Source organism: Streptomyces sp. NRRL F-5650 (genome assembly GCF_000721365.1).
Lineage (GTDB): Bacteria > Actinomycetota > Actinomycetes > Streptomycetales > Streptomycetaceae > Streptomyces > Streptomyces ardesiacus.
In genome coordinates, this window is the sequence record NZ_JOGV01000005.1 from 71,375 (window position 1) to 83,684 (window position 12,310).

A 12,310-nucleotide genomic window follows, 5' to 3' on the forward strand; every position below is an offset into this window, starting at 1 on the left:
GGAGGGCGTCCATGTCCACATCCGTGAAACCGCCGCTCGTCCACGCGGTCGACATCATCGGCACTCAGGACGAGGCCCGGCATCTGACCGGTGAACTCGCCGCCCGCCTCGCTCTCACCACCGGCGTGCAGAGCATGGACTGGGACGAGACCTCAGCATCGTGGCAGTGCACGCTCGCCGACGGCGGCCGCGGCCGGTTGACGCTGGCCGCCCCGGCGGACCCGGCCGCGGCCGCCGCTCACACCCACCGGATCGTGGCGACGTTCGAACAAGGCCCCCCCGCTGCAGCTGAGGCGTTCTTCACGGCTGTACGCCATCTGCCGTTCACCGCCACCGAGGTCGCCGCTGCCGTGTCCGAGCTGCCGCTGACGAGTCACCTGGCCGACCGGTGGGCCGACAAGCCGCTGTCCGGCGTCGGTGTGTTGCTGACGATCCACCACATGCGCGACTTCCTCGTGCTGGTCGACAGTCTGCTCGCCCTCGGCGTGGACCCGGGGCACATGACCGTGATCGACAAGGAGTACCCCTACGCGCACACCCACCGGGTGGACGCGCACCTGGTGCAGCGGCACGGCATCGCCGTGTGGCGATACCGGGACCTGCGGGCGGGGATCGAAGACCACACCGCCCGGGTCGCGGCCGCGGGCAAGCGCACCGTGGTCATGGACGACGGCGGCTACGTGATGCCCACCGTCCTTCGCGAACTGCCCGAGCAGGCGGACCACTTCGTGGGGCTGGTGGAGCAGACCACCTCCGGTATTCGCAAGGTGGGAGGGCTCGACCTGCCGCTGCCACTGTTCAGCGTGGCCGAGAGCGACATGAAGTCCATGATCGAGTCGTACGGCATCGCCGACGCGGCCGTCCGCAACACCCTGCGGCTGCTGCCGGACGAGAAGCTGGAGGGTCAGGCCGCGCTCGTGCTCGGCTTCGGCCGGATCGGGCACGAGGTCGCCCGCGTCCTGGAGATGCGACGGATGCGGGTCGCGGTGTTCGACTCCGACATCACCCGCCTGGTCGCCGCGCACGAGGAAGGGTTCCTCACCGGTAAGTCACTCGAGCAGCTGGTGCGTACGCACCAGCCGCGGCTGGTCATCGGCTGCGTCGGCAGCCGCAGCTTCGGCGCGCCCGAGGCCCGACTCCTGCCGGAGCGCTCCTTCCTGGTCAGCACCACCAGCCGGAACTTCGAATTCGACCTCGACGAGCTGCGCGCCGCGAGCACCGCGGTGACGGACCGGGGCGTGCTCGGAACCGGCTACCAGCTCGCCGACGGCCCCGAGATCGTCGTCCTCGGGCACGGCATGCCGATCAACTTCCACTACGCCGAGTCCCTGTCCAACCGCTACGTCGACCTGGTCCTGGCCGGACTCGCGGTCGGCGCGGTGGCCCTGGCCCGCGGCGACGAGCGGCTACGGCCCGGGCACAACGTCGCCGCGACCAACCTGATCCTCGCCGAGGCGGGCATCGTCGATGACTACTACCGCCTCTACGGCCCGGCCGCCGGCGGCGGACGTGGCTGAACGGATCTTCACCCTCGACGACCTCACCGGAGCCCACTCCCGGTGCGGCTGCCTGGCCTGCAACCTCAGCGCCGTGTTCGCCGAGCACCTCACCGCCCTGCGCACCGGCTGCCCCGGCGCCGTCACCACCCTCGGCCACCGCGGCCCGTCGCCCGGGACGACCGCGGTGCCGCACTTTCTCGCTGTACGCCTGGACAGCGGGATCGCGGACCTCGTGGTGTGGGAGGAGATGCGCCCGCACCAGCTGACCGCCTGGCTGCCGGCCCCGGACGCCCGGGCCCGGGTGCCGCAGCTGGCCGCCCGGATCCCACGCCTGGTCCGTGTCCGCCAGGCCATCCGCACCGGCACCTTCACCCCCTCCGGAGCGGCCGGAGATGCCTTGTCCGCCGGAGGCAGTTACCCCTCGTTCCGCTTTCTCGTCGAACACTGGCCCACTCTCAACAAGGAGTTCACCTCATGACCGCTGCTTCCTCCTCCACCAGCCCGGACTTCGCGACCGTCGGTTCCGGCTACGCCGCGTACTCCGGCGGCGGCCGTGGCCGTCTGCGCCACGACATCACCGCACGCCGCGTCCTGGCCGAGCTCGGTGAGCGGTCTGCCCGCGTCCTGGACGTCGGATGCGGCGACGGGGAGATGGTGCTGCGCCTCGCGGCCGCCGGACACCACGTGTCCGGCGTGGAGAAGTCGCCCGGCATGCTCGAGGCCGCCGCCAAGCGGATCGCCGCCGTCCCCGAGATCGCCGAGCGAGTGACCCTGAGCGAGGGCGACATCTACACCCTGCCGTTCGACGACGCCGCGTTCGACGCGGTCGTGTGCCACGGCGTCGTGATGTACTTGGCCGACTCCGCCGCCCCCATCGCCCACCTCGCCCGGCTCGTCGCCGACGGCGGCATCCTCAGCGTCCTGACGAAGAACCGGCTCGCCGTGGGCGTGCGCGAGGCGCTGTCCGGCGACTACGCGTCGGCCCAGGCGCAGATCGAAAGCGGGCAGGCAGCCAGCGTCGGCAACCTCGGCATCACCACCCGCGGCGACACCCCCGACCACCTGGACGACCTCGCCCGCGCGAACGGGCTCACCCCCCTGCCGTGGCAGGGCGTGCGGATCTTCCACGACCACCGCACCGACTGGAAGCCCACCGAGGAGGAGTACCAGGCGGCGCTCGAGACCGAGTGGGCCGCCTCCAGTCGCAGCCCGTACCGGGAGCTGGGCCGCCTGGTGCACGCCGTGGCGCGCCGCGAGGCCACCGCATGACCAGCGGGGTCATCCGGCCGCTGACCATCGCCCACCTCGCCCGGTCCCTTCAGGCCCGGGCGGGGCAGCCGATGGAGGCGCTGCGCTGCTACGAGTCGCTCGCCGCGCTGTGGATCCGCTGCTGCGACACCGCCACGCCGGGGGCCCGGGCGCTGCGGGAGATGACGTTGCGCGCCGCCCGGCGGCTCGCGGCCGGCGAGACCGCCCTCATCACGCCCGAGTTCGACCGCATCCCCGACCGGCTGACCAGGGACGCTTCCCTCGTGCGCCTGCCGGCCTCCCTTGCCGTCCAAGGTGTGGAGTGCCCAGACGCCCTCACCCTGGCCGAAGCATGGCTGGGAGCCCGGCGGGACGCCGGGCCGGTTCTCGTCGCCGGGGTGCGCACCGGCGGGGCGTATCTGGCGCCGCTGGTCGCCGCCCGGCTGGAGGCCGCGGGCCTGGATGTCCGGGTGACGAGCGTGCGGCCCGGCGAGGACCTGGACGTCCGGGACCGGCGGGTGCTGCTCGTGGACGACCCGCCGCTGACCGGCCGCACCCTGCTCTCCCTCGCCCAGAGCGTGCCGGGACCGGCCGGCGGCGAGGTACTGGTGCCCGTCTTCGACCCCGCCGACGTGCAGGGACTGCGTCAGGAGGGGATCACGGTCACCGTGCTGCCGCGCGAGCGGTGGCAGTCCACCCGCCGCCTTCAACCGGACGCCCTGTCCGCCTACCTGGACGCGCACGCCGATTGGCAGGACGCCGGGCCGGCGCCGGTAGTGGAGGGCCTCGTGCCCGGGCGGGAGAACTCCGCCCTGACCCCGTGGCCGGGCGTGCGGCGTCGTTCCCCGGCCCGGGCCGCCGTCCGGCTGACCACCTCTGGGGGCCTTCGGCACGCGGTCGCCGGATGGGTGCCGCCCGGGATCTTCGGCGACACCGCCCGGGCCGCTGCCACCTCGGTGCGCAGCCCCGTGGTCCCGGCCACGCTCGCCGTGGCGCCCGCGATGGTGGTCAGTGAGGGCCTCGCCCCCGCCGCTCCCCTCGGTCCCCAGCCGGCGCCCGGGAAGCTGGAGGAGGCTGTGGACTACGTCCTTGCCCGCGCCCGGCAGCTCCCGGTGGAATCCGCGGTCCCCGGCGGGCCCATGCCCGCGGTTCTGCAGGCGGTGGCCGGGGCCCTGACCGGAACGGACGCCGCGGTGGCGGCGCCGGCCTCCGCGCGGATGCTGCAGCTGCTGTCCGCGCTGGCCCCGGCGCTGCCGGACAACCGGTGCGAGGCGGAGAAGTGGTTCCTCGACGACGCCGGACGCCTGCGCAAGACCGGGCACCTCGCCCACGCCTACCGGCGCGACAACGAGCTGCTCACCCCGCTGCTCGATCTGGCCGCGCTCTGCGTCGCCTTCGGCAGCAACCTGGACACCGTCGCCGACCGTCTCGCCCGCCGCCTCCCTGGCAGCAGGCCCTGGTATGCGCCGCTCGCTGTGGCGCTGCTGTGCTACGGGACGGCACGGGGCGCGCAGCTGCCGCGCACCTACAACCCGCAGCGGGCGGCCGAGACCGCCGTGGAGGCGTACCGGCTTCAGCGCGGCATGTCGAAGGCGGCTGAGGCCGTACAGCGCGTCCTGAGTGACCTGGTCGGCGGTCCGGAGACGGCCGTGCCTGGCGTCGTGCACCGGTGGCAGGAGCCGCCCGGGGCTCTGGTTCAGCCCCGGCTACCGTTCGGCGGCACCGCCGCCCGCCCGATCGGCCCCGGCCCGACGGGCGAGGAGACGCAGATGGCACTGAAGGCCGTCGCCCGCTGGGCCGAGGGCCGCGCCCAGGCCGTGCGCGAAGGCGACGTGCTGCTGCTCGCCCCGCTCAAGGCGCCGTCGGCCTGGGACCGGGACCGGGCCGCGCTGGAGGACCTCGCCCGGCTGCTGCCCCGCCCCGGACTGCTGGCCTGGTGCGGTGTACCGGTCGTAACGCTGGGCGAGGTGAGCTGATGCTGGTGTTCGACTTCGACGGTGTCCTGCACGACTCCCGCGCCCGGGCCTGGCGCTGCTATCAGGACGCCCGCGAGGAGATGGAGCTGTGGGCGCTGCCTGACCTGGCCGGGCCCGACGACCTGCCGGTCGTCTACCAGGGCGTGCTGAGCGCTTCGTTGACCCGCTGGATCGACTTCGAGATCGCCGAGCGGTTCTGGAAGCGGCACGCCGAGCTGACCGCCCGGGCCGCCGCCGGCGAACCGCACGGCGTCATCTCCGAGTTGGCCGACCCGCTGGCCGGCCTGGCCGCCGGGCCCGGGTACGCGGTGGTCACCGGAAGCCACCACACCACCGTCCGCACCCTGCTCGCCCGCACCCTCATCCCGGAGGCGATGCCCCGGATCCTGCTCTCCCGCGACGAGCCGGGCAGCAAGACCGACAAGCTCCGCGACCTGCGCACCCGGTGGAAAGCGACGGCGTACGTCGGCGACACCGGCAGCGATGTCCGGCACGCCCACGCCGCCGGTCTGACCGCGATCGCCGTCGCCTACGGCTACGCGAGCCGTGAGGACCTCACCCGAGCCGAACCTGACCGGCTGCTGGACGCCCCGGCCGACCTGGCCGCCTGGTGCCGCATTCAAGCCGCCGGCCCCACCACCGCACCGGAGCCGTCCACCGCCACCTGACCGCATCCCGAACACCGCCCGCCCTCCCCCGGGGACCGCTGCACACCCCGGGGGCCGGCAGGCCCTACCCAAAAGGACATTCCCCATGGCCGACACCACCACTGCGGCACTGGACCGGCTGGCCCGTGCCGTCACCACCGCGCACCCCGCCAGCCGCCCGCTGACCGATACCGACAGGGCCGCCCTCGCCCCCCTGCTCACTTCACCCAACGACATGCGGGCCCGCCTGGAGGCCCACCTGGAGGGCGCGCCGGGGCGGGTGAGGGTGAGCGGCGCCCTGGACCGGCGCCTGCTGCTCCTGGAACGCCCGAGCGGCGGGTGGGTCGCGGCCGACCTGTCCGGCGCCGAGCACACCTCCCGCCACTGGCCGCGGTGGAGCGAGGGGCACGTCCGGCTGGACACGCCGGAGTCCTGGCTGTCGCACGCCGAGCTGACCGAGACCGCCGTTTACCGGCTGGCCCGGCCGGACGTGCACCTGATGGCCCTGTACCACCCGGAGTTCTTTCCGCTGCCGCGCTTCCCTCTCGGGATCAGCGACGTGGCCCGCGCGGCCCGCTCCACGCTGATGGGCACGGTCACCCTGTCCGACATGCAGTTAGGCGTCACGCTGGAGGACCTGCTCAAGCAGCTCACCACCCAGGCGCCGGACATCGTCGGCATCTCGGCGACGTTCGGCCAGCACGACCTGATGCTCCAGCTCCTGGATGCGGCCTTCGCCCTGCCCACCCCACCGCTGGTGGTGGCCGGCGGAAGCCTCACCGCCCGCAACGAGGCCCTGCTCCTGGAGCGTTACCCCGACCTGCTCGTCGCCCGCGGCGGCGGCGAGGCCACCATTGAAGGTGTCCTGGCCCACTGGCACGGCGACATCCCGCGCCAGGAGATACCAGGCATCGGCTACACCGGTGCCGCCCGCGGCGGCGGCATGGCCATCGGCCGGCGCCGCACCGCCAAGCCCGTCTCCCGCGACACCGCCAGCGACATCCTGCCCGAGCTCGACCTGCTGCCGGCCACCTTCGCCCACCACGGTGTGGCCCAGCTCGAGACCAGCCGCGGCTGCACCAACACCTGCTCCTTCTGCCCGCGCGGCCACAAGGGCCTGTGGGCCGGCGCCGCCCCCGGCAAGCTGCCGTGGATCCTCGACGAACTGGGCCAGGTCTTCGACCGCCACCCCGACATCTCCCGCACCCTCTACCTGGTCGACGAGGAGATCATCGGCGCGGGCGACGACGCCGTCAGCCGGGTCCTGGAGCTCGCCCGCACCCTGCACGAGGCCGGGTTCACCTGGGAGTCCAGCTGCCGCATCGACCAGACCGTACGCACCGACCAGGACGAGGCGTGGCACGTCGAGCGGGCCCGCATGTGGCGCACCCTGGTCGCCCTCGGCCTGCGGCGGATGCTGTTCGGCGTGGAGTCGGGCGTCGACTCGATCCTGACCCGCTTCAACAAGGAGACGACCGCCGAGCAGAACGCCCTGGCCATCCGGACCCTGTCCGCGCTCGGCGTCCCCACCCGCTACACCTACATCACCTTCGACCCGCTCATGAGCCTGGACGAGCTGAAGGCCACCCACGCCTTCCAGGGGCGCACCGATCTGCTGCTGCGCCCCGAGCCCGGCCTGGGGGCGCGCCAGATCGTCCGCGGCGTACGCGACGAGGAGTGGGTGGCCGCGCACACCACCGGCCGGCCGCTGCACACCGGGATCAGCTACATGCTCGTCAGCATGGAGTGCCTGATCGGCGCCGCCTACACCCGGCAGGCGAGCGCCGAAGGGCTCACCGGGCAGCCGGAGCCGCTCATGGGCCGCGTCGCCTGCCGCTACCGGGACTGGCGCATCGGCGTCGCAAGCGGGTGGGCGCAGCGGTGGGTGGACCGCCACTTCGCCCTCGACTACACCTTCAAGAGCCTGGAGAAGGTCCTCGACGGCCCGCCCAGGCACGCCGTCCGGCAGGCGCGGGTGGTGCTGAAGGACGCCGCCTACGAGGTCCTCGGTGACGTGATCGGCGCCATCGAGCAGTACGACCTCGAGCGGCCCGAGCAGGAGGCAGCCCTGTCCGCGCGCATCGAGACGGCGCTTCAGGCGCGGGCCGGACTGCTGCGCGACCGGATGGCCATCACCGCGGCGGAGGCCGGCCGGCACCTGTCCGGTGAGCACGCGGCCACCCTCGCCCGGGAGCACGGCCGGTGGACGTCGGCGACGAGCTGGGAGCTGATCAACGCGGGCGAGTCCTGTGCGTGAGCGTCCGGCCAGGGCCCGGGCGTCCCGTCACCGCGTTGCGGTCGGGGCGCCCGGCACCCCGTGCTCAGGCGCCGGTCTTCTCCGGGATCGGCACCCAGTTGAACTCCGGGCAGAAGCGGGCGTACGTCGTCAGCTTCCACGTCGCGTACTCATCGGTGCGGCCCGAGCTGCGCAGCAGGTGCTTGACCCAGGTGTGCGCGATGCGCTCGTCCAGCGTCATGGTCGTGTCGATCTGGTCGAGCATCCGGCAGGCGACGGCGTAGTCCTCGACCGTCAGCGCGCTCAGATCGATCTCGATGCCGTCCAGGGTGAAGGAGAACACCAGCCGCGAGGTGGAGAAGCGGGTCTTGCGCTCGCCCAGGAACGTGGTGTGGGGCGCCAGGACCTCCCGCAGGCGGTCGCGGTCTTCGACCGGGTAGCCGATGCCCAGGTCCAGGTCGGAGCTCTCCAGGTTCAGCCGGGTGCCGAAGGAGCCGACGTCGCGCGGCTTGTGCCCGGTCCACTCGCTGATCATCGCGGCCGCCTCGGCGCGCACCCGCTCCAGGCGGTCGTCGTGGACGCGCATCTCCTCGTAGAAGGCGCGGGCGCGGTCGAACTCGGCGTCGGTGAAGTCGCCGCGGTCGACCCAGCGCCGCTCAGCGATCGCGTTCAAGTCAAGTTCGGTGAAGGGAGGTTGTGTCGTCACGCGAGGCACCATACTCACTCCCGCACACGATTCATCAGTGTTTGCTACTAATTGAGAGGTAAGAGGTACTTCCTGTGAGTGCTCCGACTTCCCCCACACGCCGCACGCTCGCCCGCGGCCTGTCCGTTCATCCAATCGGGATCGGCGCCTGGGCCGTGGGCGGTGCCGACAACAACCTCGGGCTGCCGATGGGCTGGGGCACGGCCGACGACGCCGCCTCCCGCCGCGGCCTGGAGAGGGCCTACGAGCTCGGCGCGAACCTCATCGACACCGCAGATGTGTACGGGCACGGGCACTCCGAGCGGATCATCGGTGACTTCACCGCCACCGTCCCCCGCGACACCGTGGTGCTGTCCTCCAAGGTCGGCTATCACCGCGGCACTGCCCGGCACGCCTACCTGCCCGCGGCCATGCGCCGCCAGCTCGAGACAAGCCTGGAGAACCTGCGCACCGACCGTCTGGACATCTACTTCTTCCACAACGCCGACTTCGGGCCCGATGACCGCTACCTGGAGGAGGCCGTCGCCCAGATGCGCGACTTCCAGCGCCAGGGCCTGGTCACCGCCGTCGGGATGCGCGGCCCCCACCGCCACGCCACCGAACGGGTCACCGTCGCCAAGGACCAGCGCGGCGACAAGTACGCCCGGTTCGCCCACCTCGCCGACCAGATCCGCCCCGACTACCTCGCGGCCCGCTTCAACGCCCTGACCCCGCCCCCCGCCGCCGGCCGGCCGGACATCTTCGCCCTCGCCGCCTCCCTCGGCGCCAGCGTCCTGATCAACAAACCGCTCGCCCAGGGCCTGCTCACCGGCAAGTACGACCCCGACCACCCGCCCGTCTTCGCCCCCGGCGACCACCGGCTGCGCAAAGCGTGGTTCACCCCCGAGGCACTGCGGATCATCTCCGACGGCCTGCGCCCGCTCCGGGAACGCTTCGGCGACAGCCCGGCCGCACTGACCCGCGTCGCCCTCCAGGTATGTCTGCAGCGAGCCGAGAACGCCGCCGTCCTCGTCGGCTTCACCCGCCCTGAGCAGGTCGACGCGAACCTGACCGCCGTCGGCACCCCGCTGACCGACGACGAGCTCGCCTTCGTCCGCACCACCCTCGGCCGCCTCCAGCAGAACCTGGACGCCAACAGCGAGGTCTTCCTCGACGAGAAGGAAGCTGGCCGATGAACCCCGCCTCCGAGCAACTGTCCCTGCTCGCCACCGACGCGCCCGCCCACCAGCCGGCCACCGACGCCGCGCGACTGCTGCTGTTCAACGCCCAGCACGCCTCCCCGGACCGCTCCCGCCGCCAGGCCGAATGGATCGCCGGCCAGGAGGGCGCCGATATCGCCGTCCTCACCGAGGTGTCCTCCACCCAGGGCGGCGACGCCCTCGTCACCGCCCTCACCGAGCGCGGGTACGCCACCGTGATCGCCCCCCAGCCGTCCACGCCCGACTACCGCACGGTCATCGCCTGCCGCACCAGTGCCGTCCGGACCGTCCCCAGCCCGGTCACCGTCACCCCCCATCGCGCCCCGGCGGCCCGCGTCACCGTCGGCGGCCACGACATCGGAGTGCTGGGCCTGTACGTGCCCTCCCGCGGACCGAAGGACCAGCGCAACGTCGCCAAGCGCGCCTTCCAGGAGTCGGTCACCGAGAGCCTGCCACGGCTGCTCGCCGCCTTCCCGGACATGCCCGTCATCGTGGCCGGGGACCTCAACGTCATCGAGCGCGGCCACCAGCCCCCGCACAAGGTGTTCGGCGACTGGGAGTACGACTTCTACGACTCGTTCCAGGCCGCCGGCCTCACCGATGCCTTCCGCCACCTCCACCCCGACGAGGTCACCCACTCCTGGTTCGGACGCAGCGGCAACGGCTTCCGCTTCGACCACCTCTTCGTCTCCACACCCCACGCCGAGCGCCTCCTGGCCTGCGATTACCACCAGGAAGCCCGTGAAGTGGGGCTGACCGACCACGCAGTCATGACGCTGCGCCTCGGCCTGCCGCCCGCCCCGGGCGAACAGGATGAAGCCCCAGGGAGGGGGGCCAGCTGACAGCTGGCCGCCGCAGCGATCGAACGTCGGCGTTTCGGCCAACCTCCCCCGAGCCGCAGGCCCTTGCGTGGCAAGGGTCGATGCACTGCGCACCCTCGGAGAACCGCCGAATTACAGGGTGTGCAACGCGTCCGAAAGGAACAGGTGCTCGAAATCGTGCGGCGTCGTTGAGCACGGCGACGCCACCGCCACGTCCACGAGAGGGGAACACATTGACGCCAGTCGAACCAGGCGGCGACAAGACCCACGAGGACCTGATCTCCCGTAAGCGTGGCGCGTACCGGGGCGTGTGCACCGCCGAGGCCCCCCAGTACGAGATCGCGCCGTCGACTGGCGGCGCACCCGGCCCCCGAGGCGCCAAGCCGTCCAGCAACGGAACGGCGACCTGAACCACTGGAGCTTCCTTCCCCCGCCTCCCCTCCCCCGACATCGAAGGCGAGACGACGTCCATGCCACCCAGCTCCACCGCGATCCGCAAGACCGTCCAGGCGTACCTCGGCCGGCACCCCGGCGAGCGTGACGCCCTGGCCGAGCTCCTCGCCGCGCTGGACCGGCCCGTCGACACGACCGCCCGGACGACGCTGCCCGGGCACGTCACGTGCAGCGCCGTCGTCATCGACCGGCAGGCCCGGGTCCTGCACATCCGGCACCGGGCCACCGGCGGTCTCATGCTCGCCCCCGGCGGCCACATCGAGCCCCAGGACCGCACACTGCTCGCCGTGGCGCTACGCGAGGTGACCGAGGAAGCCGGGATCCCGCCGGGCGCCCTGTGCCTGACCCGGCAGCTGCTCGGTACTCCGATCGACATCGACGTCCACGACATCGACGCCAGCCCTTCCAAAGGGGAACCGGCCCACCGCCACTACGACGTCCGCTACGTCTTCTACCTCTCCGGCGAGGAACCGCCGACGATCGCGCTGCAGGACGAGGAGGTCTCCGGCGCCCAGTGGCTCCCGCAGCCGGAGGTCACCTCACCGACACTGCGCGCCAAGCTCCTCGCTGCGGACCTGGACGGCCTGCCGGAGCCGGTGAACGCTTCCGCCCTGATCCACGACGGGCCCGGTACCTGCTTCATCTGCGTGACCACAAGCCCGGCGTCATCTGGGAGTCGGGGGCGTTCGCCCTTCTCGGCGGGGGCCGCACGCACGACGATCAAAGCCTTGAGGGCGCCCTGCTGCGAGAACTATCCGAGGAGGTGCCCGACCTCCGCCTCGAGGACGTGAAACCCTACGCCGTGGAGGCCGCGACCAGCATCGACGGCCTCAGCGTCCCGGTACAGGTCTTCGCCGGCCGGTGGCGCGGCAACCCCGACCGACTCGCGCTGCACGAGGGCGTGCTGCTGCGCTGGTTCACGCCCGAGGAACTGGGCCGGTTGCGCCTGAGCCCCGCCACCCGGGACCTAATTCGCCGGCATGCGGCCGAGAACCCCCCGGACAACCAGCCGGCCACGGCCCCGCCCGTCTGGGACGGGGGCAGCCGGACCGTACTGAACGGCATCGGAGTCCATCTCCACCTCGAAGACGCCGAAGGCCGGGTGCTGCTCGGCCTTCGTCACCCCGACTCGAAATACGCGGGGAACACCTGGCACTACCTCGCCGGGCGGTGTGAGCAGGAGCCCGCCCTCGCGTGCCTGCTCCGCGAGGCGTGGGAGGAAGCAGGGCTGGTCATCGACCCCGCCGACGTGGAGCTCGTGCACGTCGTGCACGTCGTCGACACCCCGGGCAGCCTCCCCCTGATGCAGCTCGTCTTCCGAGCTCGCCGGTGGGAGGGCACCCCCAAGGTGCGCGAGTCCGACAAGTGCCTGGCCTGGCAGTGGTGGCCGCGGGACGAACTGCCGGACCCGATCGTCTCCTACACCCGCACAGCCATCACCGCGATCGCCAAAGGCCGCGCCTATTCTCAGCTGGGCTGGTGAGCAGGGTGAGCGCACCCACCTTCAACGGGCCCGGCCCGCGGG

The 12,310-nt window shown here is 72.4% G+C and carries 11 protein-coding genes and 1 pseudogene; 11 read left to right on the forward strand and 1 reads right to left on the reverse strand.

Annotation, left to right across the window (positions count from 1 at the left end):
* Positions 1-11 precede the first annotated feature (11 nt).
* The 6 genes from IG88_RS0107320 to IG88_RS0107345 all read left to right on the forward strand — a co-directional run bounded on the left by IG88_RS0107320 (position 12) and on the right by IG88_RS0107345 (position 7,627).
* Positions 12-1,517, forward strand: a complete 1,506-nt coding sequence (locus IG88_RS0107320) for an NAD(P)-dependent oxidoreductase (RefSeq protein ID WP_031036315.1) — start codon at positions 12-14, stop codon at positions 1,515-1,517.
* Positions 1,510-1,977, forward strand: coding sequence for a hypothetical protein (locus IG88_RS0107325; protein ID WP_031036318.1), 468 nt, complete (start codon positions 1,510-1,512; stop codon positions 1,975-1,977). The genes IG88_RS0107320 and IG88_RS0107325 overlap by 8 nt, the downstream gene beginning before the upstream one ends.
* Complete coding sequence (locus IG88_RS0107330) at positions 1,974-2,768, forward strand: class I SAM-dependent methyltransferase (protein WP_051851804.1); 795 nt, start codon at positions 1,974-1,976, stop codon at positions 2,766-2,768. The genes IG88_RS0107325 and IG88_RS0107330 overlap by 4 nt, the downstream gene beginning before the upstream one ends.
* Positions 2,765-4,723 carry a phosphoribosyltransferase gene (locus IG88_RS0107335; RefSeq protein ID WP_031036324.1) on the forward strand — a complete coding sequence of 653 codons (1,959 nt, stop codon included), beginning with the start codon at positions 2,765-2,767 and terminating at the stop codon, positions 4,721-4,723. The genes IG88_RS0107330 and IG88_RS0107335 overlap by 4 nt, the downstream gene beginning before the upstream one ends.
* On the forward strand, positions 4,723-5,391 hold the full coding sequence (locus tag IG88_RS0107340; protein ID WP_031036326.1) for an HAD family hydrolase: 669 nt from the start codon (positions 4,723-4,725) through the stop codon (positions 5,389-5,391). The genes IG88_RS0107335 and IG88_RS0107340 overlap by 1 nt, the downstream gene beginning before the upstream one ends.
* 85 nt (positions 5,392-5,476) lie before the next feature.
* Positions 5,477-7,627 (forward strand): B12-binding domain-containing radical SAM protein, encoded by a 2,151-nt coding sequence (locus IG88_RS0107345; protein ID WP_199807423.1) that lies wholly within the window; start codon positions 5,477-5,479, stop codon positions 7,625-7,627.
* 64 nt (positions 7,628-7,691) lie between these two features.
* Here the strand turns inward: IG88_RS0107345 and IG88_RS0107350 are convergent, their stop codons facing one another.
* Positions 7,692-8,279, reverse strand: a complete 588-nt coding sequence (locus IG88_RS0107350; RefSeq protein ID WP_234332038.1) for a hypothetical protein — start codon at positions 8,277-8,279, stop codon at positions 7,692-7,694.
* Positions 8,280-8,386: 107 nt separating this feature from the next.
* Between IG88_RS0107350 and IG88_RS0107355 the strand changes: the two genes are divergently transcribed.
* From IG88_RS0107355 to IG88_RS45090, 5 genes and pseudogenes are all read left to right on the forward strand, one after another.
* On the forward strand, positions 8,387-9,487 hold the full coding sequence (locus IG88_RS0107355) for an aldo/keto reductase (RefSeq protein ID WP_031036335.1): 1,101 nt from the start codon (positions 8,387-8,389) through the stop codon (positions 9,485-9,487).
* Entirely contained in the window at positions 9,484-10,353 is an 870-nt protein-coding gene (locus tag IG88_RS0107360) for an endonuclease/exonuclease/phosphatase family protein (RefSeq protein ID WP_051851805.1), read from the forward strand. The genes IG88_RS0107355 and IG88_RS0107360 overlap by 4 nt, the downstream gene beginning before the upstream one ends.
* 449 nt (positions 10,354-10,802) lie before the next feature.
* Positions 10,803-11,576 (forward strand): NUDIX hydrolase, encoded by a 774-nt coding sequence (locus IG88_RS45080; RefSeq protein ID WP_324608995.1) that lies wholly within the window; start codon positions 10,803-10,805, stop codon positions 11,574-11,576.
* Positions 11,495-11,701: pseudogene (locus IG88_RS45085) on the forward strand (NUDIX hydrolase); the annotation flags it as partial. The gene IG88_RS45080 and the pseudogene IG88_RS45085, both read left to right, overlap by 82 nt.
* The gene (locus IG88_RS45090) at positions 11,687-12,268 is read left to right on the forward strand and encodes an NUDIX domain-containing protein (protein ID WP_420712078.1); all 582 of its coding nucleotides are present in this window, start codon (positions 11,687-11,689) and stop codon (positions 12,266-12,268) included. The pseudogene IG88_RS45085 and the gene IG88_RS45090, both read left to right, overlap by 15 nt.
* The last annotated feature ends 42 nt before the right edge of the window (positions 12,269-12,310 follow it).